Origin of the sequence: Geodermatophilus aquaeductus, assembly GCF_900182545.1 — a bacterium.
GTDB classification, from domain to species: Bacteria; Actinomycetota; Actinomycetes; order Mycobacteriales; family Geodermatophilaceae; genus Geodermatophilus; species Geodermatophilus aquaeductus.
The window spans coordinates 264,558-288,774 of the sequence record NZ_FXTJ01000002.1; the positions used below are offsets into that span (position 1 = coordinate 264,558).

General features: G+C 76.5%; 29 protein-coding genes. 11 read left to right on the plus strand and 18 right to left on the minus strand.

The genetic code is table 11. The annotated features are described in order from the left end of the window. The first annotated feature begins 5 nt into the window (after window positions 1-5). On the plus strand, window positions 6-1,133 hold the full coding sequence (locus tag FN207_RS06340) for a spore photoproduct lyase family protein (RefSeq protein ID WP_142457489.1): 1,128 nt from the start codon (window positions 6-8) through the stop codon (window positions 1,131-1,133). Continuing rightward, complete coding sequence (locus tag FN207_RS06345; protein ID WP_142457490.1) at window positions 1,133-2,113, plus strand: MsnO8 family LLM class oxidoreductase; 981 nt, start codon at window positions 1,133-1,135, stop codon at window positions 2,111-2,113. The genes FN207_RS06340 and FN207_RS06345 overlap by 1 nt, the downstream gene beginning before the upstream one ends. Before the next feature lie 4 nt (window positions 2,114-2,117). Here FN207_RS06345 and FN207_RS06350 read toward each other — a convergent pair whose 3' ends face one another. Together FN207_RS06350 and FN207_RS06355 are read right to left on the minus strand one after the other, a co-directional pair. Further along, window positions 2,118-2,792, minus strand: a complete 675-nt coding sequence (locus FN207_RS06350; protein ID WP_142457491.1) for a DUF6766 family protein — start codon at window positions 2,790-2,792, stop codon at window positions 2,118-2,120. Between the two features lie 94 nt (window positions 2,793-2,886). After that, window positions 2,887-3,204 carry a hypothetical protein gene (locus FN207_RS06355; RefSeq protein WP_142457492.1) on the minus strand — a complete coding sequence of 106 codons (318 nt, stop codon included), beginning with the start codon at window positions 3,202-3,204 and terminating at the stop codon, window positions 2,887-2,889. Between the two features lie 186 nt (window positions 3,205-3,390). Here FN207_RS06355 and FN207_RS06360 point away from each other — a divergent pair, with 186 nt between their 5' ends. After that, entirely contained in the window at window positions 3,391-4,893 is a 1,503-nt protein-coding gene (locus FN207_RS06360) for a phytoene desaturase family protein (protein WP_142457493.1), read from the plus strand. On the opposite strand, the gene FN207_RS06365 is transcribed toward FN207_RS06360, so the two are convergent. Together FN207_RS06365 and FN207_RS06370 are read right to left on the minus strand one after the other, a co-directional pair. Next, a complete protein-coding gene (locus FN207_RS06365) occupies window positions 4,894-5,676 on the minus strand; it encodes a crotonase/enoyl-CoA hydratase family protein (protein ID WP_142457494.1) in 783 nt (260 codons plus the stop codon). Continuing rightward, window positions 5,673-7,205 carry an AMP-binding protein gene (locus FN207_RS06370; RefSeq protein ID WP_142457495.1) on the minus strand — a complete coding sequence of 511 codons (1,533 nt, stop codon included), beginning with the start codon at window positions 7,203-7,205 and terminating at the stop codon, window positions 5,673-5,675. Before FN207_RS06370 ends, FN207_RS06365 begins: the two co-directional genes overlap by 4 nt. Before the next feature lie 77 nt (window positions 7,206-7,282). Here FN207_RS06370 and FN207_RS06375 point away from each other — a divergent pair, with 77 nt between their 5' ends. Both FN207_RS06375 and FN207_RS06380 read left to right on the plus strand, forming a co-directional pair. After that, entirely contained in the window at window positions 7,283-7,834 is a 552-nt protein-coding gene (locus FN207_RS06375) for a TetR/AcrR family transcriptional regulator (protein ID WP_142457496.1), read from the plus strand. Window positions 7,835-7,905: 71 nt separating this feature from the next. Beyond that, window positions 7,906-8,415 (plus strand): DinB family protein, encoded by a 510-nt coding sequence (locus FN207_RS06380; RefSeq protein ID WP_142457497.1) that lies wholly within the window; start codon window positions 7,906-7,908, stop codon window positions 8,413-8,415. Window positions 8,416-8,424: 9 nt separating this feature from the next. Here FN207_RS06380 and FN207_RS06385 read toward each other — a convergent pair whose 3' ends face one another. The 5 genes from FN207_RS06385 to FN207_RS06405 all read right to left on the minus strand — a co-directional run bounded on the left by FN207_RS06385 (window position 8,425) and on the right by FN207_RS06405 (window position 13,400). Continuing rightward, entirely contained in the window at window positions 8,425-9,888 is a 1,464-nt protein-coding gene (locus FN207_RS06385; RefSeq protein ID WP_142457498.1) for a hypothetical protein, read from the minus strand. Window positions 9,889-9,898: 10 nt separating this feature from the next. Continuing rightward, window positions 9,899-11,416: a leucyl aminopeptidase family protein gene (locus FN207_RS06390; protein ID WP_246065811.1), complete on the minus strand. Its 1,518-nt coding sequence runs from the start codon at window positions 11,414-11,416 to the stop codon at window positions 9,899-9,901. Window positions 11,417-11,514: 98 nt separating this feature from the next. Continuing rightward, on the minus strand, window positions 11,515-11,682 hold the full coding sequence (locus tag FN207_RS06395) for a DUF3117 domain-containing protein (RefSeq protein WP_012947303.1): 168 nt from the start codon (window positions 11,680-11,682) through the stop codon (window positions 11,515-11,517). A 75-nt stretch (window positions 11,683-11,757) separates the two neighbouring features. Continuing rightward, window positions 11,758-12,369, minus strand: a complete 612-nt coding sequence (locus FN207_RS06400) for a DNA-3-methyladenine glycosylase I (RefSeq protein WP_185938213.1) — start codon at window positions 12,367-12,369, stop codon at window positions 11,758-11,760. Window positions 12,370-12,509: 140 nt separating this feature from the next. Beyond that, window positions 12,510-13,400 carry a DMT family transporter gene (locus FN207_RS06405; RefSeq protein WP_142457500.1) on the minus strand — a complete coding sequence of 297 codons (891 nt, stop codon included), beginning with the start codon at window positions 13,398-13,400 and terminating at the stop codon, window positions 12,510-12,512. Between the two features lie 84 nt (window positions 13,401-13,484). Between FN207_RS06405 and FN207_RS06410 the strand changes: the two genes are divergently transcribed. Continuing rightward, window positions 13,485-13,820: a hypothetical protein gene (locus tag FN207_RS06410; protein ID WP_142457501.1), complete on the plus strand. Its 336-nt coding sequence runs from the start codon at window positions 13,485-13,487 to the stop codon at window positions 13,818-13,820. A 30-nt stretch (window positions 13,821-13,850) separates the two neighbouring features. Next, complete coding sequence (locus FN207_RS06415) at window positions 13,851-14,480, plus strand: LysE family translocator (RefSeq protein WP_142457502.1); 630 nt, start codon at window positions 13,851-13,853, stop codon at window positions 14,478-14,480. 1 nt (window position 14,481) lies between these two features. On the opposite strand, the gene FN207_RS06420 is transcribed toward FN207_RS06415, so the two are convergent. Beyond that, entirely contained in the window at window positions 14,482-15,294 is an 813-nt protein-coding gene (locus tag FN207_RS06420) for a MerR family transcriptional regulator (RefSeq protein WP_185938214.1), read from the minus strand. Between the two features lie 108 nt (window positions 15,295-15,402). Here FN207_RS06420 and FN207_RS06425 point away from each other — a divergent pair, with 108 nt between their 5' ends. Continuing rightward, on the plus strand, window positions 15,403-15,870 hold the full coding sequence (locus FN207_RS06425) for a DUF2243 domain-containing protein (RefSeq protein ID WP_142457504.1): 468 nt from the start codon (window positions 15,403-15,405) through the stop codon (window positions 15,868-15,870). Beyond that, the gene (locus FN207_RS06430; protein ID WP_142457505.1) at window positions 15,867-16,592 is read left to right on the plus strand and encodes a cytochrome c oxidase assembly protein; all 726 of its coding nucleotides are present in this window, start codon (window positions 15,867-15,869) and stop codon (window positions 16,590-16,592) included. The genes FN207_RS06425 and FN207_RS06430 overlap by 4 nt, the downstream gene beginning before the upstream one ends. On the opposite strand, the gene FN207_RS06435 is transcribed toward FN207_RS06430, so the two are convergent. From FN207_RS06435 to dapE, 4 genes are read right to left on the minus strand one after another with little or no spacing between them, the layout of a single operon-like run. After that, the gene (locus FN207_RS06435; RefSeq protein WP_142457506.1) at window positions 16,580-17,044 is read right to left on the minus strand and encodes an SRPBCC family protein; all 465 of its coding nucleotides are present in this window, start codon (window positions 17,042-17,044) and stop codon (window positions 16,580-16,582) included. The two genes, FN207_RS06430 and FN207_RS06435, sit on opposite strands and share 13 nt — an antisense overlap. Continuing rightward, window positions 17,037-17,456 carry a DivIVA domain-containing protein gene (locus FN207_RS06440; RefSeq protein WP_246065812.1) on the minus strand — a complete coding sequence of 140 codons (420 nt, stop codon included), beginning with the start codon at window positions 17,454-17,456 and terminating at the stop codon, window positions 17,037-17,039. The genes FN207_RS06435 and FN207_RS06440 overlap by 8 nt, the downstream gene beginning before the upstream one ends. An 8-nt stretch (window positions 17,457-17,464) precedes the next feature. Continuing rightward, window positions 17,465-18,307, minus strand: a complete 843-nt coding sequence (locus FN207_RS06445; protein WP_142457507.1) for an LOG family protein — start codon at window positions 18,305-18,307, stop codon at window positions 17,465-17,467. After that, window positions 18,304-19,410 (minus strand): succinyl-diaminopimelate desuccinylase, encoded by a 1,107-nt coding sequence (gene dapE / locus FN207_RS06450; protein WP_142457508.1) that lies wholly within the window; start codon window positions 19,408-19,410, stop codon window positions 18,304-18,306. Before dapE ends, FN207_RS06445 begins: the two co-directional genes overlap by 4 nt. 109 nt (window positions 19,411-19,519) lie before the next feature. On the opposite strand from dapE, the gene dapD reads away from it, so the two are divergent. Further along, window positions 19,520-20,503: a 2,3,4,5-tetrahydropyridine-2,6-dicarboxylate N-succinyltransferase gene (dapD, locus tag FN207_RS06455; protein ID WP_142457509.1), complete on the plus strand. Its 984-nt coding sequence runs from the start codon at window positions 19,520-19,522 to the stop codon at window positions 20,501-20,503. A 47-nt stretch (window positions 20,504-20,550) separates the two neighbouring features. Here dapD and FN207_RS06460 read toward each other — a convergent pair whose 3' ends face one another. After that, on the minus strand, window positions 20,551-21,657 hold the full coding sequence (locus FN207_RS06460; protein ID WP_142457510.1) for an alpha/beta hydrolase: 1,107 nt from the start codon (window positions 21,655-21,657) through the stop codon (window positions 20,551-20,553). A 126-nt stretch (window positions 21,658-21,783) separates the two neighbouring features. On the opposite strand from FN207_RS06460, the gene FN207_RS27260 reads away from it, so the two are divergent. Continuing rightward, a complete protein-coding gene (locus FN207_RS27260) occupies window positions 21,784-22,485 on the plus strand; it encodes a hypothetical protein (protein ID WP_142457511.1) in 702 nt (233 codons plus the stop codon). 1 nt (window position 22,486) lies between these two features. Here the strand turns inward: FN207_RS27260 and FN207_RS26170 are convergent, their stop codons facing one another. From FN207_RS26170 to fdxA, 3 genes are all read right to left on the minus strand, one after another. Further along, the gene (locus tag FN207_RS26170) at window positions 22,487-22,651 is read right to left on the minus strand and encodes a hypothetical protein (RefSeq protein ID WP_185938215.1); all 165 of its coding nucleotides are present in this window, start codon (window positions 22,649-22,651) and stop codon (window positions 22,487-22,489) included. A gap of 119 nt (window positions 22,652-22,770) precedes the next feature. After that, window positions 22,771-23,889, minus strand: a complete 1,119-nt coding sequence (dapC, locus tag FN207_RS06470; RefSeq protein ID WP_221888108.1) for a succinyldiaminopimelate transaminase — start codon at window positions 23,887-23,889, stop codon at window positions 22,771-22,773. Then, window positions 23,886-24,212 (minus strand): ferredoxin, encoded by a 327-nt coding sequence (gene fdxA / locus FN207_RS26635; RefSeq protein ID WP_075012384.1) that lies wholly within the window; start codon window positions 24,210-24,212, stop codon window positions 23,886-23,888. Before fdxA ends, dapC begins: the two co-directional genes overlap by 4 nt. Between the last annotated feature and the right edge of the window lie 5 nt (window positions 24,213-24,217).

The window sequence follows — 24,217 nt, forward strand, 5'->3', positions numbered from 1 at the left end:
CTGCCGTGACCGCCGCGCCCTCGACGTCTCCCGTGTCCGCGCCCCCGCCGCCGGCCCCGGCCCCCGTCCCCTCCCCCACGCGCCTGCTCGACGTCCGCACCGTCTACGCCGAGCCGGCCGCGATCGACTCCGCCCGCGGCCGCGAGGTGCTCGCCCGCTTCCCCGGTGCCGAGGTCGTCGAGGTGCCCTCGCACTGGCAGATCCCCGAGCTCCACGGCAACGAGGGCAACGTCGAGCGGTGGGTGCGGGTCAAGACCGAGACGCTGGTGCTCGGGGTGAAGAAGTCCCTGTCGGCCCGGCCCAACAGCCGCTCGTCGAACTGGATCGCCCCCTCGACGGCGAACGGTTGCGCCATGGCCTGCGCATACTGCTACGTCCCGCGGCGCAAGGGCTTCGCCAACCCCATCACGGTGTTCACCAACATCGAGCAGATCACCGGCTACCTGCGCCGGCACGTCGCGCGGCAGGGCCCCAAGACCGAGCCCGACCAGTGCGACCCGGTCAGCTGGGTCTACGACATCGGCGAGAACAGCGACTGCTCGGTCGACGCGCTGGTGAGCGACAACGTCGCCGACCTGGTGGCCACCTTCCGCGGGCTGCCGACCGCCAAGGCCTCCTTCGCCACCAAGTACGTCAACCGCGAGCTGCTCGACCTGGACCCGCAGGGCCGCACCCGCATCCGGTTCTCCCTCATGCCCGACGCCGACTCCCGGGTGATCGACGTGCGCACCAGCCGCATCGCCGAGCGCGTCGCCGCCGTCGACGACTTCGTCGAGGCCGGCTACGAGGTGCACCTCAACCTCTCGCCGGTGGTGCTGCGCGACGGGTGGGAGGCCGACTGGGCGCAGCTGCTGCGGCAGCTCGACGACACCCTCTCCCCCGCGGCCAAGGCCCAGGCGGCGGCCGAGGTGATCATGCTGACCCACAACCGGGACCTGCACGAGGTCAACCTCGGCTGGCACCCGAAGGCCGAGGACCTGCTGTGGCGGCCGGACCTGCAGCAGCCCAAGCGCAGCCAGAACGGGCAGTGGAACGTGCGCTACCGCAACGACGTCAAGCGGGCCGGTGTCGAGCGGCTGCAGGAGCTCGTCGCCCACCACGCGCCCTGGCTGCGCATCCGCTACGCGTTCTGATGCGCCTCTCGCTGCTCGACCGTTCCCGCACCCGCGCCGGTGAGCCGGACGCGGCGGCGCTGCGCGGCACCGTCGAGCGGACCGTGTCCGCGGAGCGGCTGGGCTACCGGCGGTTCTGGGTGGCCGAGCACCACGGCGTCCCCGGGATCGCCGGGGCCGCACCCGCGGTCCTGCTGGCCGCGGTCGCCGCACGCACGTCGGCGATCCGGCTGGGCTCGGCCGGCGTCATGCTGCCGCACCACCAGCCGCTGGTCGTGGCCGAGCAGTTCGCCGTCCTGACGGCGTTCGCGCCCGGCCGGGTCGACCTCGGACTGGGCCGCTCCCCCGGCTTCACCGCGCCGGTGCGCCGGGCGCTGCGGGAGACCGAGCGGGACTTCGCCGCCGACCTCGCCGAGCTGCGCGCCCACCTCACCGGGACGGCGGAGATCACCATGCACCCGCGCCCCCACGGGGACGTGCGGATGGTCGTCCTGGCCACCGGCGCCGGCCTCGACGTCGCCGCGCGGCTGGGCCTGCCGGTGGTCGTGGGCGGGCCGCTGCTCGGGGTGGCCGGCGACCCGGAGCCGGGGCGCGAGGCGCTGGCCCGCTACCGCCGCACCTACCGGCCCTCGCCGCAGGCGCCCGAGCCGGAGGTCGCGATCAGCCTCGACGTGCTGGTCGCCGACACCGCGGCCGAGGCCGCCGACCTGCTGCTGCCCGAGGCGTGGGCGATGGCGCAGGCGCGCACCACCGGCGTCTTCCCGCCGTTGGAGCCGGTCGCGGCGGTGCGCGCGGCCCGGATGACCGCGGTGCAGCGGCGGCACGCCGAGCGCACCGCGGCGATGGCGGTGGCCGGCACGGCCGCGCAGGTGGGTGCCCGGCTGGCGGAGCTGGCCGAGCGCACCGGCGCGGCGGAGCTGGTGGCGGCGGGCAGCACGCACGACCGCGCGGCGCTGGCCGCCTCCGACGAGGCGCTGGCCCGGTTGTTCGGCGCCGGCTGAGGGGTCAGCCGGTGGCGCCGGTGTCGTGGTGCGAGGCGCCCACCGGCTTGGACTCCGGCGAGCCGCGCTGGCGCAGGTAGACGGCGAACACCGCCATCGAGCCGACGGCGAGCATCTCCGACTGCCAGTTCTGGAAGGTGCGGTTCCAGAAGTCGGCCTCGCCGAGGTAGGCGACCCAGCTCACCGGGTCGGCGTGCGACTGCAGCTGCTCGACGTTGTACGCCGCCCAGCCGGCGACCGAGCTGGCCGCCCACGTGAGCAGGAAGAGCCCGCCGAAGAGCAGGCCGAGCGAGCGGGAGAACAGCGTCGTCCGCCACCCGCCGGCGCGCACCCACGGCGGTGAGTCCTCGCGGGCGTGCGAGCCCACGCGCTGCTCCTCGTCGCTCTCGGTCCCGACCGCGTGCAGCTCCTTGGACTCCGGCGACCCGCGCTGCACCAGCCACACGGTGGCGAACACGTAGAGGGCGAACTGCAGGTACTCCGACTGCCAGTTCTCCATGACGTCCACGGCGAACGACGACGACGTCAGGTACTGCACGAGGCTCACCGGCTCGAGCCCCTCGGCCTGCCGGTCCTCGTTCATCTGGGCCGCCCCGGCCAGCGCCTGGCCGGCCAGGCTGAGCAGGAACAGCAGGCCGAAGCCCAGGCTGAGCGAGTTCTCCCGGACGAAGCGCCGCACGCCGCTCACCGCCCGAGCAGCGCCAGGACGACGCAGTAGGCCACGCCGCCGAACACGGTCAGCAGGTAGGCGACGAAGACGACCCGGACGTGTCTCACGAGCCCTCCACCAGGCAGTCGTAGCGCCCCTGGCCGGAGGCCTCGCAGCCGGCCGCGGCCACCCGCCAGCCGTCGGCCGTCCGGCTCAGGAACAGCGTGTCGTCGGTGAGCTGCACCTGCGCCTCCTGGCCCCACACCTGCGCGGAGACGACGCCGCCCGCGCCGAGCGGGAGCTCCTCGAGCGCCACCGGGCAGCCGGTGGGCTCCTCGTGCTCCACGGCCCGCACCGCGGCCTCGGTGAGCAGGTCGCAGCGGGTCACCGGGTCACCGGCCGCGAAGTCCGAGGCCACCTGCTGGGCCTCGGGGAGGTGCACGTCCGAGCACCCGGCCAGCACAACCAGCACCGCTGCCCAACGCACCGCGGTCCGCACGGGTCGTCGCCCTCCGTCGCAGTCCCCGCGTGGGCTCAGCAGGTGCTCACATCCTGTGCCGGGACCCCGCCCGCCGCCACCGGGGGTGATCACCCGTTCGGGGTGTGAGCTGCGCACTACGGTGACGGAGTGGCACGGGTGGTGGTCGTCGGCGCGGGGCTCGGCGGCCTCGCCGCCGCCGCGCGGCTGGGCGCGCTGGGGCACCGGGTGACGGTGCTGGAACAGTCCGGCGACGTCGGCGGCAAGCTCGGCTGGTACGCCCGCGACGGCCACGCCTTCGACACCGGTCCCAGCCTGGTGACGCTGCCCCAGGTGCTGCGCGACCTGTTCGACGCCACCGGCGGCCCGCTCGAGGAGGCCGTCGACCTCGTCCGGCTGGATCCCGCCGTCGACTACCGGTTCGCCGACGGCACCCGGCTGGCGGTGCCCGGGCACCTCGACGCGGTGCCCGGCGCGCTCGACGACGCCCTGGGCGAGGGCAGCGGCGCGCAGTGGACCGCGCTGCTCGCGCGCGCCGAGGCGATGTGGGCGATCACCGAGCAGCCCTTCCTGCGCTCACCGCTGCGCGGGGCGGCCACCCTCGCCCGGCTGGCCCGCGACCCCGCCGACGTCGCCGCCGTCGCGCCCTGGCAGACGCTGCGCGGCCTCGGCGCGCGCTACCTGCGCGACCCGCGGCTGCGGGTGCTGCTCGACCGCTACGCCACCTACTCCGGCTCCGACCCGCGGCGCGCGCCCGCGGTGCTCGCCACCGTCCCCTACGTCGAGCAGGCGTTCGGCTCCTGGTACGTCCGCGGCGGGCTGCACCGGCTGGCCGAGGCGGTGGCCGACCGGGCCCGCGGGCACGGCGCCGACGTCCGCACCGGCACCCCGGTCCGGCGGGTGCTGCGCGACGGCGGCCGGGTGTCCGGGGTGGAGCTGGTCGAGGGCGGCGAGATGACCGCCGACGTCGTCGTCTCCGGCGCCGACGCCACCGCCCTCTACGCCGGGCTGCTGCCGCCGGACCGGCGCACCCGCGCGGTGCGCCGCGGGCTGACCCGGGCGACACCGTCGCTGTCGGGATTCGTGCTGCTGCTGGCGCTTCGCGGCCGCACGCCGGGCCTGGCGCACCACACCGTCGCCTTCCCGGCCGACTACGACGCCGAGTTCGACGCGGTCTTCGGCACCGGCCGGCACCGCGGCCTGCCCTGCCCGGTGCCCGACCCGACCGTCTACGTCAGCGCCCCCGACGACCCCGCGACCCGGCCCGACGACGACAGCGAGTCGTGGTTCGTGCTGGTCAACGCGCCGCGGCACGACCCCGACGGCGGCGTCGACTGGGACACCCCCGGGCTGGCCGACCGCTACGCCACCCGGGTGCTGGAGGTGATGGCCGCGCGCGGGCTCGACGTCCGCTCCCGCGTGCGCTGGTGCGTGGCGCGCACGCCGGCCGACCTCGCGCGCGAGACCGGCAGCGTCGGCGGCTCGATCTACGGCACGTCGAGCAACGGCGCCCGCGCCGCGTTCCTCCGCCCGGGCAACGCCGCGCCGGTGCGGGGGCTGTACCTGGTGGGCGGCTCCTCGCACCCCGGCGGCGGGCTGCCGCTGGTCACCCTGTCGGCCGAGATCGTCGCGGGGCTGGTCGGCCCCGCCTGATCAGGCGACGCCGGTGCCGTGCCGGCCCTCGCCGGCGGCGAAGCGGGCGGCGCCGGGCAGCGCGTCGACGGCGAGCGAGGTCAGCCCGTGGCGGAACTCGTTGGCCAGCGCCGCCGCCTCGTCCAGGCCCTCCTGCTCCAGCAGCGAGGCGCGGTCCTCCCGCATGCAGGTCTGCGGGAAGGCCGCCAGCCGGCGGGCCAGCTCCTGCGCGGTGGCCAGCGCCTGCCCGGCCGGGACGACCTGCGTGACCAGGCCGATCCGCAGCGCCTCGTCGGCGTCGACCGACCGGCCGGTGAGCACCAGGTCCATCGCACGGCCGGCACCGACGATCCGGGGCAGGCGGACGGTCCCGCCGTCGATCAGCGGCACCCCCCAGCGGCGGCAGTAGACGCCGAACACCGCGGTCTCGTCGGCGACCCGCAGGTCGCACCACAGCGCCAGCTCCAGGCCGCCCGCGACGGCGTGCCCGGCGACCGCGGCCACGACCGGCTTGGACAGCCGCATCCGGGAGGGGCCCATCGGCCCGTCGCCGTCCACCTCGGTCCGGTTGCCGGTCGGCGTGCCCACCGCGCGCAGGTCGGCGCCGGCGCAGAAGGTGCCGCCCTCCCCGTGCAGCACCGCGACGGCGGCGTCCGGGTCGGCATCGAACGCGCGGAAGGCGTCGGCGAGCGCGGCGGCGGTGGGCCCGTCGACGGCGTTGCGCGCGTGCGGCCGGGACAGCCGGACGGTCGTCACCGGCCCGTCCCGCTCGACGGTGACGGCGTCGGCGCCCGTCGGCCTCACCGGGACACCCCCGCCCACAGCGGCTCGCGCAGCGCCCGGCGCAGCACCTTGCCCACCGGGGACAGCGGCAGCGCGTCGACGACGTGCACCGCCTTGGGCACCTTGTAGCCGGCCACCGCGGAGCGGACGGCGTCGCGCAGTTCCTCCTCGGACACCCGCGCGCCGGGGCGCAGCGTGACGAACGCGGTGACCGCCTCCACCCAGGTCGGGTCGGGCGCGGCCACCACCGCGGCCCCGGACACCGCCGGGTGGGCCATGAGGACGTCCTCGACCTCGCGCGGGTACACGTTGTAGCCGCCGGTGATGATCATGTCGCTGGTGCGGTCGACGAGGATCAGGTAGCCGCGGTCGTCGGAGCGGGCGAGGTCGCGGGTGCGGATCCAGCCGTCGGAGGTGACCGTCTCGGCGGTCAGGTCCGGGGCGCCGTCGTAGCGCGCCATCCCGAACGGGGCGCGCACCCGCAGCTCGCCGACCTCACCGGCCGGCACGGGCGCGCCGTCGGCGTCGGTCAGCAGCACCTCCGCGTCCACGGACGGCTGGCCGCAGGAGCCGGCCAGCGAGGGGTCCGTGTGGTCCTGCGCGCCGAGCACGGTGATCGCCAGCGGCGCCTCGGTCTGCCCGTAGTACTGGACCAGCCGCGGCCCCCAGAGCTCCATCGTCTCGGCGAGGACCGGCCCGGGCATCGGGCTCGCCCCGTAGACGGCGGTCCGCAGGCTCGAGACGTCGGCCCGCTCCGCCGCGCCGGAGGTGAGCAGCATGCCGAGCATCGTCGGCACGAGGTTGATCTCCGTGGCCCGGTGGCGGGCCAGCGCGTCGAGGTAGCTGCCGGGGTCGAAGCCGGGCAGCACCGCCGCCGCTCCCCCGCGGATCCAGTACGGCAGCACGAACGTGCCGCTCGCGTGGATGAGCGAGGCCGCGTGCAGCATCACCGAGTCGCGGCCGGGCGAGACCAGGTTGGCCAGGATGTTCGCGCAGACGGCGGCGTAGCTGGCCTGGGTGTGCACGACCGCCTTGAGGGCGCCGGTGGTGCCCGACGTGTAGAGCACGAGCACCGGGTCCTCCGGCGCGGCCGGCAGCATCGGGTCGGCGCTGCTGGCCTCCCCGGCCGCGGCCAGCAGGTCCAGCGCCTCGACGTCGGCCACCGGCCCCAGCGCCACCAGGCGCAGGCCCTCCACCCGGCCGGCGAGGTCGGCGGCGCGCTCGGCGAGGGCCGGCCCGAAGACCAGGACGCCGACGCCGGTGGCCCGCAGCATCCGGGCCTGCTCGTCGGCGGAGAGCCGGGCATTCAGCGGCACCCGCGCGGCGGCGGCCTTGAGGCAGGCGAAGTCGACGGGCACCGACCACAGGCCGTTGTCGACCAGCAGCCCCACCCGCGACCCCGGCGTCACCCCGGTGCCGGCCAGCACGTGGGCCATGCGGTTGGCCCACTCGTCCACCTCGCGGAACGTCAGCGACCGGTCCCCGCTGAGCACCGCCGTCCGGCCGGCGTGCTGCCGTGCGCCACGCCGCACCAACTCCGTCGTCAGCACCGCGGACCACCTCCTCCGAGTAGGCCTGCGAAGTTACAGTCCGTCCAGACGGTATGTCGACGGCTACCGTCCCCGGCATGCCGACGCAGCAGGAGCGCCGGGCCGACACCCGCGCCCGGCTGCTGGCGGCCACGCTCGACTGCCTCGTCGGGCACGGCTACGCCGGGACGACGACGCAGCGGGTGCAGGACCGCGCGGGCCTGTCCCGCGGCGCGCTGCTGCACCACTTCGCCACCAAGGACGATCTGCTCGTGGCCGCCGTCTCGGAGGTCGCCGACCGGCAGGTCGCCCGGCTGCGCGCGCAGGCCGGCGCCGGGACCGACCCGGTGGAGCTGCTGCGCGGGGTCATGTCCGGCCCGCTGTTCCTCGCCGGTCTCGAGCTGTGGCAGGCGGCGCGCACCGAGCCGGTGCTGCGCGCCGCCCTGCTTCCGGCTGAGCGCCGGGTGGGCGCCGCCGTCCGGGACGTCCTGACCGACCTCTTCCCCGCCGCGCACGCCGGGCGCGCCGACGTCGAGGGGCTGCTCGCGCTGCACCGCGGGCTGGCACTGACCAGCGTCCTGCGCAGCGACCCGGAGCTCGAGCGGCAGGTGGTGCGGCTGTGGGTGGACCGGGTGATGGGCGGCCGCTGACCGGACCGGTCCCCGCTACTCCCGGTGGCACCGTGCGGCCGGTGTCAGCCGGGCGTGCGAGGGTCCCCGTCGTGCGCACCGACCCGCCGCAGGCCGGCGACGAGACGACGCTCCTGACCGCCTACCTGGCCTACCAGCGCGAGACGCTGCTGCTGAAGACCGACGGGCTGTCCCGCGACCAGCTGGCACGGGCGCACCCGCCGTCGTCGCTCACCCTGGCCGGCCTGCTGCACCACCTCGCGCTGGTCGAGGAGTCCTGGGCCGTGGAGCGGTTCGCCGGGCAGCCGATGCCGGAGCCGTGGGCGGCGGTCGACTGGGACGCGACCCCCGACTGGGAGTTCGACACCGCCGTCGACCTGGAGCCGGAGGTGCTGCGCGAGCGCTACCGGGAGGCCGGCCGGCGCACCGACGCCGTCGTCGCCGCGACCGGCGACCTCGACGCGCTCTCGGCGCAGCCGCTGCGCGACGGCACCCGGTTCAGCCTGCGCTGGATGCTGCTGCACCTGGTCGAGGAGACCGCGCGCCACGCCGGCCACGCCGACCTGCTGCGCGAGGCGGTCGACGGCGTCGTGGGCGAGTGAGCCCCCGGCTCAGCCCCGCGCCGCCCCGAGCCCGAGCACCGCGGCCAGCCCGAGCGCGCTGCGCGGCGCGTAGGCCGCCCGCCACAGCCCGCCGTGGACGGCGGCGTACGCCTCGTCCTGCCACGGCTGGTCGTGCCGGGGGCCGCCGTCGGTGTGCAGGTCGTGCACCAGCAGCGCGGCCATGAGCACGTTCGACGTCGCCGGCTCGAACACCTCGACGCCGAAGCGGTGCGCCCCGGCGTAGGCGGCGGCCAGTGCCCGGTTCTTCACCACCGAGCGGGTGCGCGTGGGCGGCGCGACGTTCATCGACACCGTCACCCCGGAGGCCCGCGCGACGGTCGCCCGCCACCGCTGCAGCCGCTTGGCCAGCGCGTAGTTCGGGCCCTGCTGGGCGACCAGGCTGTCGCTGATCCCCGGGTCGGCGCCGGGCACGTAGGCGCGCCGCAGCAGCCGGCCGGCCGACAGCGTGCGCAGCGGGCGGCCGAGCAGCTTGCCGGCGCGCGAGCGGCCGGCGTAGGCGCGCACCGACTGCTCGACGGCGTCGCCGGGGACGGCGAACACGTCGGTGGGCGTGGCGAGGAAGGCCAGCGCGAGGTCGGGGCGCTCGCGCTGCAGCCGGAGGGTGAGCGCGTCGACGGCCGCCGAGACGCGCACGTTGGTGGCGCCGTCGGCGTAGACGTAGTCGCCGAGCACCGGGTCGCCGGGCAGCTCCGCCACCCAGTCGGCGACCGCAGGGACCTCGCGCACCAGGTCCGCGCCCGCGGTGGTGGCGAGGTCGCCGTCGCCGGGGCCGGCGGGCACGAGCAGCCGGCCGGCGCCGCGGCGGGCGGTGTCGAGGACCCGCCGCCACAGGTCCGGCCGCGGCAGGTCCACGCCGGCCACGGTGGCGCCCCAGCGCAGCAGCGCGGTCAGCGGCCCCATCTCCGCACCGGCGCCGAGCACGACGACGGTGCGCCCGGGTAGCGCCAGCCACTCCGGGTGCGCGGCCACGGTGCGCACCGCGTCGGCCAGCGTCGGCTCGGCGATCCCGCGCTCGACCCAGGAGTCGACCTGGCGCAACAGGTCGTCGCCGCGCAGCCGCCTGCCGTGGAAGGGCAGGGTGAACTCCCGCTCGGGCTCGGCGGTGCCGGTGACCTCGCGGGTGGCCGGCGTCCGCCCGGCCGGGGCGTCCGGGAGCGTCCGCAGCGGCTGCTCGCCGCCGTCGCCGGCCACCTGCAGCCGGGCGTGCACGGCGCCGAGCCCGGCGCCGGCGACGGTGAGCGCCGCCTGCGGGGAGGCCAGCCCGGCCTCGACGAGGCGGCGGAAGTGCACGAGGTAGCCGGCCCGCCAGTTGGTCTCGCTCTCGGCGGCGCGGGCGCCGGTGGGGTCGACCGGGCGCAGCGCGTCGGCGACCACGGCCCGCCCGACCGCCGCGGTGCTGCGCCGCCCGTCGGGTCCGGCCGGGAAGACGACGCCGGTGTCGTCGGTGCTCACGCGGGGGCTCCTAGTCCGTGGTGGTCGGGGGTGGGTCGACCGGTGCTCCGGCCTCCAGCCAGCGCAGCAGCGTGCGCACGCCGTACCCGGTGCCGCCCTTGACCACCTCGGCGTCGTCGGAGCCGGCCCGTGCGGGACCGGCGACGTCGAGGTGGGCCCAGGGCAGGTCGCCGGCGAACGGGCGCAGGAAGAGTGCGGCGGTGGTCCCGCCGGGGTTGCCGGGGGCGTTGTTGGCGTCGGCGACGTCGCTGTGCAGCTGCTCGGCGTACTCGCCGTCCAGCGGCATGCGCCAGACCCGCTCGCCGGCGTGCAGCGCGGCGGTGGACAGCGCGGTGGCCAGGCCGTCGGTGGTGGCGTAGAGCCCCGCCGTCCGGGCGCCGAGCGCGACCTTCGTCGCGCCGGTCAGCGTGGCGACGTCGACCAGCACCGTGGCGCCCAGGCGCAGGCGGGCGTGGGCCAGGGCGTCGGCGAGGACCACGCGGCCCTCGGCGTCGGTGTTCTGCACCTCGGTGGTCCGCCCGCCGACGTGCCGGACGACGTCGGCCGGCCGGTAGGACGACCCGGACACCGCGTTCTCCGCGACCGGGACGACGACCGTCACCGCGACGGGCAGCCCGAGGCGGGCGGCGGCGTCGAGCGCGGCGAGCACCGCCGCTCCCCCGGCCATGTCGGTCTTCATGTCGCGCATGCCGGGACCGTGCTTGATCTGGATGCCGCCGGTGTCGAAGGTGATGCCCTTGCCGACCAGCACCGGCCGGGCGGGATCCGCGCCGGGCGGCTCGTAGGCGGCGACGACGACCCGCGGCGGGGACGCCGAACCGCCGCCGACGGCGAGCACGCCGCCGAAGCCGCCGGCGGTGAGCTCCTCGGGGCCGAGCACGGTGACGGTCACGTGCGGCAGGCCGGACAGCCGCGCGACGGCCTGCCCGGCCAGCCAGGCGGGGTCGGCGGTGTTCGGCGGGGTGTTGACCAGGTCGCGGGCCCAGGCGACGGCGGCGGCGGCGGCCTGTCCGGCCCGCGCCGCGGCGACGACGGCGGGGTCCTGCGCGTCGGTGGCGACGACGGTGACGGTGGCCAGCCGCGGCGGGGGTGGCCGGCTGCTGTCGCGGAAGCGGTAGCCGGCCAGCAGCGCGGCCTCGACGGCGGCGCGGACCTCGTCGGCCCCGGCGGGTGCGACGGCACCGTCGAGGGGCAGGACGAGGCGGGTGGCGCCGTGCTCGGCGAGGGTCTGCGCGCGGCGCACCGCGGTGGCGACGTAGCCGCGCAGGTGCGGCAGCGTCTCGTCACCCGTCCCGACGGCGACGACGCTGCGCGGGCGGCGGCCGGGGACCGGCAGGTGGGTGATGGCGCCGGCCCTGCCGGTGTTGCCGGTGTCGGCCAGCGCGCCGGTCAGCAGCCGCGCGGGGACGGGCGGGAGGGTGCCGAAGGCCGGTGCGGTCAGCCAGGGCGGCAGCGTGCCGCCCGTCCCGACCGGGACCGCGAGCACGTCGTCCTCGCCCAGGCGGGGCAGCGCGGCGAGCAGCTCCACCCGTGGCAAGGACGCGGCCCCGGTCGCCGGCGTGCTGCCGGCGGCCGGGGCCGCGTCGTCCCGCGCGGGGCTGCCCGGGGGCAGGCTCGCGGAGACGTTCAGCTGGTCGCGCCCTTCAGGGCCTCCGAGAGCGCCGCGGCCTCGTCGGGCGACAGCTCGACGACGAGGCGACCGCCGCCCTCGAGCGGCACCCGCATGACCAGGCCGCGCCCCTCCTTGGTGACCTCCAGGGGACCTTCACCCGTGCGCGGCTTCATGGCCGCCATGCGTGCCTCCTTCGCCGACCACCCGCAAGCCCTGTGCGGCTGCGGTGTGGCTGTGTCTCGGTGCAGTGAGCTCCGCTACCCATGATCCCGTATCCCCGCTGCGGAACCAACCTGAGCCCCCGGGCGGGTGGCGCGGAAGCAGGTGGCGACGTGGTCGTCGACCATGCCCGTGGCCTGCATGAGCGCGTAGGCGGTGGTGGGTCCGACGAAGACGAAGCCCCGCCGCTTGAGCTCCTTGGCCATCGCCGTGGACTCAGCGGTGGTGGCCGGGACGTCGGCCATCGTGGCCGGGCGGGGCCGCGGCGCGGCAGGGGCGAAGGACCACAGCAGCGCCGACAACCCCTCCGGGACCTCCTGGGCGGCCCGGGCGTTGCGGACGGCGGCGGCGATCTTGGCTCGGTTGCGGACGATGCCGGCGTCGGCCATCAGCCGCGCCTCGTCGTCGGCGGTGAACGCGGCGACGGCGTCGATGCGGAAGCCGGCGAAGGCGGCGCGGAAGGCGGGCCGCTTGCGCAGGATCGTGATCCAGGACAGGCCCGACTGGAACGCCTCGAGGCACAGCCGCTCGAAGAGCGCGTCGTCGCCGTGCAGCGGGGTGCCCCACTCCTCGTCGTGGTAGGTGACGTACTCGGGGGCGCTGTCCCCCCAGGCGCAGCGCACGCGGTCGTCGGTCGGCACGGGCTCCACGGCGCGCACGCTAGCGCCGTCCACCGACGGGACGGGTCGTCGACCGCTGCGGTGGGCCCGGTTCGTGCACACGCCGCGGCGGACCGGTCCGGGGGACCGCGTCGTGTGCACGCAGCGCGGCCGGGCCGTCCGCGCGACCCTCACGGCACCGCGGCGCCCTCCGGCTCGGGCGCGGGTGCGTTGCGGCGGGTGGCGAGCACGCAACCGGCGAGCACCAGCGGCAGGCCGACGGCGAGGCCGAGGGTGAAGGGCTCGTCGAGCAGCAGGACGCCGGCGAGCACCGCGACCGCCGGGTTGACGAAGGTGATCACCAGCGCGCGCTGCGGGCCCACCTCGCGGATGAGGGCGAAGAACAGCACCATGGCCAGCGCCGTGCACACCACCCCGAGGGCGGCGAGCGAGGCCAGCGCAGGGGCCGGCGTTGCGGTCACCTCCCCGAGCCGCGGGATCGCGAACGGCGCGTAGACGACCGCGGTGACCACCAGCGCGATCGAGCTGACCGCCACCCCGGGGACGTCGGCGAGGGCCCGGCTGGCCACCAGTGGCGCCGTCCCGTAGCCGATGACGACGAGCACCACCGCGAGCACCGGCAGCAGCGCGACGCCCTCGACGTCGAGGCCGAGCAGCGCGGCGATGCCCACGACGCCGAGCCCCATCCCCGCGAGCCGCACCGTGGTCAGCCGCTCCTCGTCCCCGAGCAGCCGCGCGGCCAGCGCCGCGACGAAGGGCACCGAGGCCACCAGCAGCCCGGTGAGCGAGCTCGACAGCGACGTCTCGGCGTAGGACAGCAGCAGCCACGGCGCGGTCATCTCCAGCACGGTGAACAGCAGCAGCGCCCGCCAGTGCCGCAGCGCCGGGCGGATCTGCCCGCGGGCCAGCGTCCACGGCAGCAGCAGCGCCGCCCCGATCACGCACCGGGCGAAGACGACGACCACCGGCGAGGTCTCCTCGACCGCCACCTTGATCAGCAGGTACGGCACGCCCCAGATGACCGACATCGCCAGGAACAGCACCCATCCGCGACGGCTCACCGCGCCATCCTCCCCGCCCCCGGCACAGGCCCGGACGCGCCCTGCCGTTGCGCATCCCCCGGCACCGGGGTTGGACTGCCTGGCGTGGATCCCGCGCAGCGCTTCGCCCTCCTGGCGGAGACCCTGTCCACCCGGCCCGGCGTCGGCCCGCCCGGCGCGGGCGGACGACGGGGCTTCGGCTCCGCCGCGCTCACCGTGGAGGGGTCGATCTTCGCGATGCTCGTCGGCGGCGCACTGGTGTTCAAGCTGCCGCGGCACCGCGTGGAGGGGCTGGTCACCGCCGGCACCGGCCTGCCGTTCGCCGCGGCCAACGGCACCCCGATGCGCGAGTGGGTGGCCCTCGACCACGGCACGCCGGAGTCCGACCTCGCCCTCGCCGAGGAGGCCATGCGCTTCGTCGCCGGGAGCCGCCGCGCCTGAGTCGTCCGGGCCGCTGGCTACCGTTCCGGCATGGGCTGGTCGGGATACGGGACCTTCGTCGTCCTCGCGGTGGTGCTGGTGCTCGTGCCGGGGCCCGACGTCGCGGTCGTCCTCCGCAACACCCTGGCCGGGGGCCGGGCCCGCGGGTCGTGGAGCGCCGTCGGCATCACCGTCTCCAACGTCCTGCAGGGGACGGCGGCCGCCACCGGTCTCGCCGCGATCGTCGTCCGCGTGGAGCCGCTGTTCCAGGCCATCCGCTGGGCCGGCGTCGCCTACCTGACCTACCTGGCGCTGCAGGCGTTCCGGTCGGCCGTGCGCGGCCGCTACCCCGACCTCGACGCCGGCGGCCCGGCGACCGGGCGGGCCGCGCTGACCGGCCTGCGGCAGGGGTTCCTGAGCAACGTGACCAACCCGAAGGTGCTCGCCTTCTACCTCGCGGTCCTGCCGCAGTTCCTCGCGCCGGGCACCCCCGTCCCGGTCCTGCTGGCCTACGCGCTCACCCACGCGGCGGTGGGCCTGGTCTGGCTGCTGCTGCTCGCGGCCGGCCTGTCCCGGGCGCGGCGCGTGCTGGCCCGCCGCCCCGTCCGCCGGGCGCTCGACGCGTTCACCGGCTGTGCGCTGCTCGCCTTCGGCGCCCGGCTGGCCGTCTCCCGGAGCTGAGTCAGGCCACCGGCCAGGCCACCTCGACGTGCGGGGTGTCCGGGTCGACATCGCGGTCGCCGAGGTAGACCTCCGCCGGGCTGCCGGTCCGCTCGAGGCCCCGCGCGTCGATCCACGCGCCCACGGCGTCGTAGGCGCCGAGGATGCCGGGGAACTCCGCCCGGCCGCGGGACAGGCAGGTCACCGCCTCGCGGCCGGCCTGCTGCAGCCGGATGCGCAGCTCGCCGGCCGGCTCCACCCGGCCGGTGAAGGCCTGCACCACCTCCACCGGTCCGTCACCGTCCTCGGTGACCATGCCGTGGTAGACGACCCGCAGCGGACCGTCGACCACAGCACCCGACCGGGCCAGGTGCGCCGCGATCTCGTCGGCCGCCCCGGCGATGAAGCCGTCCAGCTCCTCGACGGTCAGCCGCCGCTCGGCGGTCAGCACCCTCGCCTCGGGCACCTCGCGCAGGGACACCTCGTACACGTGCTCCTCCTCCTCGGCCGGTTCGGCGGTCAGGGCGTCCACCAGGACGCGGCGCCGGCGGACGTCGGCCTCGACGCCGGCCCACCAGCGCGCCACGGCGGCGCGCCGCCGCGGCGGGTCCAGGTCGACGACGTCGCGCACGCGGGCCAGCGGCATGCCCGCGCGGCGCAGCGCGGCGATGAGCCGGGCCCGCTCGACCTGCCCGGCCGCGTAGCCGCGGTAGCCGCTGGAGGGGTCGACGTCGTCGGGCAGCAGCAGCCCCTGCTCGGCGTAGAGCCGCAGCGCCTTCGCCGACAGCCGGGTGCGCCGCAGGAACTCGCCGGGCCGCAGCAGGGGGTCGCTCACGCGGCCAGCCTGCGCCGTGCCCCAGGGGCACGGTCCAGTCGAGCCGCCCGGTTTCCGCCGGCGGCGGTCCGGGCAGCGCCCGGGGACCTGCGAGGACGGGAGGCCCGGATGGCCGACGCACTCCCCCGGCCCGCGCCCCGGCGCCGGCTGCTGGTCTCCGGCCTGCTGCTCGGGGCGGGCACCGCCGGGGCGGTCGACGAGATCGTGTTCCACCAGCTCCTGCACTGGCACCACTTCTACGACCGGGCCAGCGGCGACGCCGGACTGGTCTCCGACGGCCTGCTGCACGCCGCCACCTTCTCCGCCGCGGTCGCGGGCCTCGCGCTGCTCGCCGACGCCCGCCGCCGGGGACCGTTCCCCGCGGTCCTGTGGTGGGGCGCGGTGCTCACCGGGGCGGGCGCCTTCCAGCTGTGGGACGGCCTGGGCAACCACAAGCTGCTGCGCCTGCACCAGGTCCGCTACGGCGTCGACCCGACCGGCTACGACGTCGCGTGGGTGCTGCCCGGCGCGGCGCTGCTGCTGGCGGGCGTCGCGCTGCTCGTGCGGTCGCGGAGCCGGCCGGTGCCGCGCCCGTGACCGCCCTGCTCGCCCTCCTGCTCGCCGCGGCGGCCGGCTACGTCGCCGCCACCTGGCGCTGCCGCGCCCCCTGGCCGCTGACGCGGACCGCCGCGTGGCTGGCCGGTCTGGCGGCCGCGGCGGTCGCCGTCGCAGGACCGGGCGCGGCGCATGCCGACCTGCACGCCCACATGGCCGCCCATCTGCTGCTCGGCATGGCCGCCCCGGTGCTGCTCGTGCTCGCCGCCCCGGTGACCCTCGTCCTGCGGGCGCTACCGCCGCCGGCCGCGCGCCGGCTGTCCCGGGTGCTGCGCAGCGCACCCGCACGCTGGGCCACCGACCCGCTGGTCGCCGTCCCGGTCAACGCCGCCGGGCTGTGGCTGCTCTACGGCACCGGTCTGCACACCGCGCTCGCGCACCGGCCGGCGCTCGCCGCGCTGGTCTGGCTGCACCTGCTCGTCAGCGGCTACCTCGCCACGGCCGCGGTGCTCGCCGTCGACCCCGCACCCCACCGGCGGTCGGTGGGCGTCCGGGCGCTCGCGCTGGCCGGCGGTGCCGCCGCGCACGACGTCCTCGCCAAGGTCCTCTACGCGTACCCGCCCGCGGGCACGGTGGGGGCCGAGGAGGGCGCGCGGCTCATGTACGACGGCGGCACCGTGGTGACCCTGGCGACGGCGGCGCTGCTGTGGCGGCGCTGGTACGTCAGCCGCGCCGCCGTGCGGGCGGCCGCTCAGCCGGCCTGAGTGCGGGCGTACCGGGCGAACCGGCGCAGCGAGATCCGGAAGCCCAGCAGCACGAACGGCTTCACCAGCGGCCAGCCGACGACCCCGAGCAGGCCGAAGGGCAGCCACAGCCGCTCGGTCCAGACGAGGTCGGTGCCGTGCGGTGCCGGCGTCAGCTCGAAGATCCCGGGCCCGCGCACGATCCGGCCGGTGTGCTGCACGACCACGCGGCGCGGCGGGTCCCACTCGGTGACGACCATCGTGTCCAGCACGCCGAAGTGCCGGCCGCGCCGCCACGGCAGCGGAACGCCGGTGCGGGCGGCCAGCCGCACACCCACGCCCTCGTCGTGCGGGCTGACCACCTCGACGTCGGTGGCCGGCATCCAGCGGCCCTGCGACCGCCAGTCGGTGAGCGCGGCCCACACCGCCTCCGGTGGCGCCTCGACGGCCACCGGCAGCACGAGATCAGGCACCGTTCCCCGCTCCTCCGGTCACGTCCGGTCCTTCGCCCCGCGCCGCCGTGCCGGATGCGGTCGCCCCGGACGCCGGCAGGATCAGCCCGGGATCGGTGTCGGCGTCGGCGGCCCCGGCCGGCCGCTCGGCCCGCAGCGCCGCGATCACCTCGTCGCGCTCGTCGAGCGCCAGCGCCAGCTGCTCGAGCAGCCAGTCCACCTCGGTCATCCGGTAGCCGCGGACGGCCACCGACACCTGCAGCCCGCGCACGTCCTCCCCGGTCACCGGCCGCTCGTCGGGCAGCTCGACCGGCGAGCGCTCGAGGTCGGCCGGTGGCTGCGTCTCGCCGCGGCCGAGCAGGAACGAGCCGCCGAGGAACAGCAGCGCCCCGACGACGGCGACCGCGGCGATCCCGACGAGGAGGGACAGCACGGCTCGCCTCAGCCCTCGACCGGCTCGACCGGGCCCGTCAGCGGCGCCCGCATGCCGCCGCCGCCGTCACCGGGGGCACCGGCGGCCTCGGCCGCGCGGATCAGCCGGAGCACCTCGTCGACGTCGTCGGTGACGGTGAACAGGTCGAGGTCGCGCGCGCTGATCGTCCCGGACTCGAGCAGGCTGCCGCGGATCCAGTCGACCAGCCCCGACCAGTACTGCGTGCCGAAGAGGACGACCGGGAAGCGGGTGACCTTGCGGGTCTGCACCAGCGTGAGCGCCTCGAACAGCTCGTCGAGCGTGCCGAACCCACCGGGCAGGATCACGAAGGCCTGCGCGTACTTCACGAACATCGTCTTGCGCACGAAGAAGTAGCGGAAGCTGATGCCGACGTCGACCCACTCGTTGAGCTCCTGCTCGAACGGCAGCTCGATGCCCAGGCCCACCGACAGCCCGCCGGCCTCCGACGCGCCGCGGTTGGCCGCCTCCATCGCCCCGGGCCCGCCGCCGGTGATGACGGCGTACCCGGCCCGCGCGAGCGCCGCGCCGATGCGCACGCCGGCCTCGTAGTGCGGGTGGTCGGGCCTGGTGCGGGCGCTGCCGAAGACGCTCACCGCGCGCGGCAGCTCGGCGAGCAGGCCGAACCCCTCGACGAACTCCGACTGGATCCGCAGCACCCGCCACGGGTCGGTGTGCACCCAGTCGGTGGGCCCGCGGCGGTCGAGCAGCCGCTGGTCGGTCGTCGTCCCGACCGTCTGCGGGTCCGGCTCGCCACCGCGCAGCAGCACCGGGCCGCGGTGACGCGTCGGGCGCGGCCTCCGGGCGCCGTCGGGCGGGGGGATGGTCGTCATGCACTGCCTCCGGTCAGATAGGCGGTCAGGGCGTCCTCGGCCGGCTGCAGGCGCTCGACCAGCACGTGCTCCTCGCGGGTGTGCGCCAGCGTCGGGTCGCCGGGGCCGTAGTTGACCGCCGGGATGCCGAGCGCGGCGAAGCGGGCGACGTCGGTCCAGCCGAGCTTGGCCCGCGCCGGGCGGCCGACGGCGGCGACGAACGCCGCGGCCGCGGGCTCGCGCAGCCCCGGCAGCGCGCCGCCGGCGTTGTCGACGACGGTCAGCGTGGCCCCGGCGTCCATCGCGCCGGCGAACACCTCGCGGACGTGCGCCTCGGCGGCGTCCTCGTCGCGGTCGGGCGCGTAGCGGAAGTTGACCGTCACCCGGCACAGGTCCGGGACGACGTTGCCGGCCACGCCGCCCTCGATGCCGACCGCGTTGAGCCCCTCGCGGTAGGTGCAGCCGTCGATCTCGACCTCGCGGGCGAGGTAGCCGGCCAGCGTGGCGAGGATGCCCGCCGCGCCGTGGATCGCGTTGACGCCCAGCCAGCTGCGCGCCGAGTGCGCCCGGTGGCCGGGCACCTCCAGCACCGCGCGCAGGGTGCCCTGGCAGCCGGCCTCGATCTCGCCGTCGGTGGGCTCGAGCAGCACGGCCAGGTCGCCGTAGAGCCAGCCGCGCCGCTCGCGGACCACCCGGCCGAGGCCGCTCTTCGCCGACTCGACCTCCTCGTTGTCGTAGAAGACGAGGGTGAGGTCGTGCGCGGGCTCCGCGCCCGGGACGCCGAAGCGGCCGGCCAGCCGCAGCATGACGGCGTCGCCGGACTTCATGTCGCTGGTGCCGCAGCCGGACAGCCGCCCGTCCTCCAGCCGGCTGGGCACGTTGTCCGCGATCGGCACGGTGTCCAGGTGCCCGGCGAGGACGACGCGGGTGTCGCGGCCCAGGTTCGTGCGCGCCAGCACCGTGTCGCCGACCCGCTCCACCTCGAGCCCGCCGAGCGCCCGCAGCGCGGCCTCGACGGCGTCGGCCAGGGCCCGCTCGTCGCCGGAGACCGAGGGGGTGTCCACCAGGACGCGGGTGAGGGTCAGGACATCGGCGGAGAGGTCCAGGTCGGGCGCGCCGGTCACGGTGCCCGAGCCTACGGCGAAAGGACCTCGTCCTCCTCACCGCTCGCGAGCTCGCGGCGAGCCTCGGGACGAGGCCGAACGGCAAGCTCGGTTGGGTAGCGTCCGGAGCGTGACCGCTCCCGCCGCCCGCTCCGCCTCCGCCGCCGGCATCGCGACCATCACCTCCTCCGGCACCGTCCTGGACACCTGGTACCCGTCCCCCGCCCTCGGCGGGGACCGCGGGGCGGCCGGGACCCACCAGCTCGGCACGCTGGAGCTCGGCAGCGAGCTCGGCCACGAGTTCTCCGGCCTGGTGCGCACCGACGACACCCGCGGCGTGGAGGTGGTCGGCGTCCGCACGGTGATCGCCGACCTCGACGCCCCGCCGGTCGACACCCACGACGTCTACCTGCGGCTTCACCTGCTCTCGCACCGCCTGGTCCGCCCGCGCGAGCTGAACCTCGACGGTGTCTTCGGCCTGCTGGCCAACGTCGCGTGGACGAGCGCCGGCCCGGTCCTGGCCACCGACCTGACGCCGGCCCGGCGGGCGACCCTGCGCGCCGCGCACGGGAGCCTGACCGTGCTCTCGGTGGACAAGTTCCCGCGGATGGTCGACTACGTGCTGCCCGCCGGCGTGCGGGTGGCCGACGCCGACCGGGTGCGGCTGGGCGCCCACCTGGCCGAGGGGACGACGGTCATGCACGAGGGCTTCGTCAACTACAACGCCGGGACGCTGGGCCCCTCGATGGTGGAGGGCCGGATCAGCGCGGGCGTCGTCGTCGGCGCCGACAGCGACATCGGCGGCAGCGCGTCGATCATGGGCACGCTGTCCGGCGGCGGCAAGGAGGTCGTGTCGATCGGCAGCGGCTGCCTGCTGGGCGCCAACGCCGGCATCGGCATCTCCCTCGGCGACGGCTGCGTCGTCGAGGCCGGCTGCTACGTCACCGCCGGCTCGCGCGTGACCCTGCCCGACGGCTCGGTGGTCAAGGCCCGCGAGCTCTCCGGCCGCGACGGGTTGCTGTTCCGCCGCAACAGCGTCTCCGGCGCGCTCGAGGCGCTGCCGCGCTCGGGTGACTGGGGCGCGCTCAACGCCGCCCTGCACGCCAACGACTGAGGTGCATCTCCGCGGAAGTGCACCGCGCACTTCCGCGGAGATGCACCTCAGGTGAGGTTCGCGGGTTCCGTGGCGGGCGCGTCGAGGTGCTCGAGCAGCGCGACGACGAACTCCTGCGGCCGCTCGACGTGCGGCGAGTGCCCGACGCCGGGCAGCACGACCTCGCGGTAGGCGCCGCCGGAGGCCGCGTAGCGGTCGAGCACCGCGCGGGTCTGGGTGACCATCGGCTGCGGCGGGCAGACCTCCGCGCCCGGCCAACCCGGCACCGCGCCGAGCTGCCCGAGGAAGGCCAGGTCGAACACCGAGGTGTCGGAGACGATCGCGTCGGCGTCGCCGCGGATCCAGAGCACCGGCGGCTTGGCGGGCAGGTCCACGACGCCGGAGACGTCGAACACCGTCGGCGCCATCGTGTTGAGCACCCCGCGCGGGCCGGGTGCCGTGCCGGGCCAGGTCTCGCTCGGGACGGCGTCGCCCGGGTAGTTGTCGGTGCCGGTACGGGTGGACAGCATCGAGTCGACGAAGACGTCCTCCAGCGCCGGGTCCAGCGGCAGCGAGCCGGGCGCCACGTAGTAGGTCCGCAGGATCGAGCGCGGGCTGGTGGCGGCCGCGTCGGTGGTGTCGCCGGCGGCGATGGCCGCCACGAACTCTGGGTTGGCCGCGCCACCGCCGGAGCCGGCGCCGTCGTCGGCCAGCAGCCGGCCCTCGGCGCCGACGGTGCCGCCGAAGCCGTAGGGCGACACGGGCGCCACGAGCGTCACCGAGGCGACACGGCCGGGCGCGTCGAGCAGGTGCCGCAGGACCACGCCGGCACCCATGCTCCAGCCGACCAGGTGCACCCGGTCGAGGCCGAGGGTGTCGAGCAGCGCACCGAGGTCGTCGGCCCAGTCGCCGACCCCGCGGCGGGCGTCGACCGGCAGCGGGTCGGTGCCGCCGTAGCCGCGCAGGTCGACGGCGAGCACCCGGTGCCGGCCGGTGTCGTGCACCGCCAGCATCGTCTGCTGCCAGAACAGCGCGGAGCTCACGTTGCCGTGGACGAACAGCAGCGCCTCGCCGGGCCCCGCCGGGTCGACGCCCTCCGGGTGCAGCACGTTCTGGGTGAGCCGCGCGGTGGGCACGCGGGTCGCTGCGATCCCGGGCAGCAGGACGTCGGGCATGCGGGTCTCCTGGGAGGGTCGGCGGGGAGGCGGGCGTCACCGTAGCGACCGCACCCGTCCCACGACACCCGTGTGTTCCCGCGGGATCCGGGGTCCGGCCGGGGAGCCCACCTACAGTCGTCGGCGATGACCAGCGCACGGACGGCCCCGCCCCGCCGCCCGGCTCCCCAGCGGTCCCCGGCGAAGCGGCCCGCGCCGAAGCGGGCCGCGCCGAAGCGGGCCGCGCCGAAGCGGGCCGGGGCCGGCCGGCCCGCCGCCAAGCGCCCTCCCGGCCGCCGGGGCGGCGCCGCGGCGCTGCGGACCTGGTGGCCGGCCTACGTGCTGGCCGTCGTCGTGGTGTTCGCGCTGTCCTGGCGCGCCGACGGGTCCGAGGCCGCCGAGCCCCCGCCGACCACGGCGCTGTGCACCGTCCCGGCCACCTCGGTGACCCTCGCCGCCGACCAGTGGGCCAACGCCCGCACCATCGCCGACGTCGCCCGGCAGCGCGGACTGCCCGAGCGGGCGATCGTCATCGCGCTGGCCACGGCGATGCAGGAGTCGACGCTGCACAACCTCGACTACGGCGACCGGGACTCCCTGGGCCTGTTCCAGCAGCGGCCCTCGCAGGGCTGGGGCACGCCGCAGCAGGTGCAGGACCCGGTCTACGCGGCCGGCCAGTTCTACGACCGGCTGGTGCGGGTGCCCGGGTGGGACACGATGCGCCTCACCGACGCCGCGCAGATCGTGCAGCGCTCCGGCTTCCCCGAGGCCTACCAGCGCTGGGACGGCTTCGCTCAGTCGCTCACGGTGGCGCTGCGCTCCGACGACCGCGAGCGCAACTGCGGCTGAGTCAGTGCACGCGGTTGCGGCCCTTGCCGTAGAGCTCGGGGCGGTCGAAGGCCGTCGGCATCCCCGCCGAGCCGGCGAGGCTGCGGTTGCGGTGCAGGCGCGCCTCGAGGGCGAGCAGCGCGACGAGGACGGCGACGGGGAACAGCAGGAACAGCACGAGGAACACGGCAGGGCCTCCGCGACGGGCCGGGCGGACTGCCCGGCGGGGTGCGACCACCGTGTCGCGGAGCCCTTGCGGTGCTCTGGCGCAGGACTGACGGCCGCTTGCGGCCGGCTAGCAGGGGCTCAGGCGGTGAGGCGCTGCACCGCGGCGTCGATGCGCTCGTCGGTGGCGGTCAGCGCCATGCGCACGTGCCGTGAGCCGGCCGGGCCGTAGAAGGAGCCGGGCGCCGGGACGATGCCGAGGCCGGCCAGCCAGTCGACCGTCGTCCAGCAGTCCTCGTCGCGGGTGACCCACAGGTACAGGCCCGCCTCGGAGTGGTCGATCCGCGCGCCCGTGGCGCGCACCGCGGCGGCCAGCCGCTCCCGGCGGCCGCGGTAGCGCTCGCGCTGGGCGTCGACGTGCGCGTCGTCGGCGAGCGCGGCGGTCATCGCCGCCTGGACCGGGCCGGGCACCAGGAGCCCGAGGTGCCGGCGCACCTCCCAGACCTGCCGGACCAGCCCGGGGTCCCCCGACAGCAGCCCGGCGCGGTAGCCGGCCGCCGTGGACTGCTTGGACAGCGAGTGCACCGCGAGCAGGCCGGTGTGGTCCTCCCCCGCGACCTCGGGGTGCAGCAGCGAGCGCGGCTGCACGTCCCAGCCCAGCGTCGCGTAGCACTCGTCGGCGACGACCGGCACGCCGTGCGCGCGGCCCCACGCCGCCCAGGTGCGCAGCTCGTCGTCGGACAGCACCCGCCCGTGCGGGTTGCCCGGGGAGTTCAGCCAGACCAGGACCACGCCGGCGGCGTCGTCGGGCGGGGTGTCCGTGCGGCGCACGGCCAGGCCGGACAGGACCGCGCCGACCTCGTAGGTCGGGTAGGCGACCTCCGGGATGAGGACGGTGCCCTCGCGCAGTCCCAGCAGCGTGGGCATCAGCGCCACGAGTTCCTTGGAGCCGATCGTCGGGATGACCGACGGGTCGCCGGCGAGCGGGTCGGCGACGGTCACGCCGAGGCGGCGCCGCAGCCACGCCGCGGCCGCCTCGCGCAGCTCACGGGTGCCCAGGGCCGGCGGGTAGCCCGGTGAGTCCCCGGCGGCGGCCAGCGCGGCGCGCAGCACCTCCGGGGTCTCGTCGACCGGCGTCCCGATGGACAGGTCGACGATGCCGTCCGGGTGCTGCGAGGCGCGGGCCCGGGCAGCCTCGAGGGCGTCCCAGGGGAAGTCGGGCAGCCGGTGGCCGGCCGCCGTCCCCGGGGTGGCCGTCAGTGTCCCTCGCCCTGCGGCGGGAGGGCCGCCACCAGCGGGTGGTCCTTGGCGATCTTCCCGGTCTTGGCCGCGCCGCCGGGGCTGCCGAGGTCGGAGAAGAACTCCACGTTGGCATTGTAGAAGTCCTTCCACTTGTCCGGGACGTCGTCCTCGTAGTAGATGGCCTCCACCGGGCACACCGGCTCGCACGCACCGCAGTCGACGCACTCGTCGGGGTGGATGTAGAGCATCCGCTCGCCCTCGTAGATGCAGTCCACCGGGCACTCGTCGATGCACGCCTTGTCGAGGACGTCGACGCAGGCCTGGGTGATCACGTAGGTCACGGTGG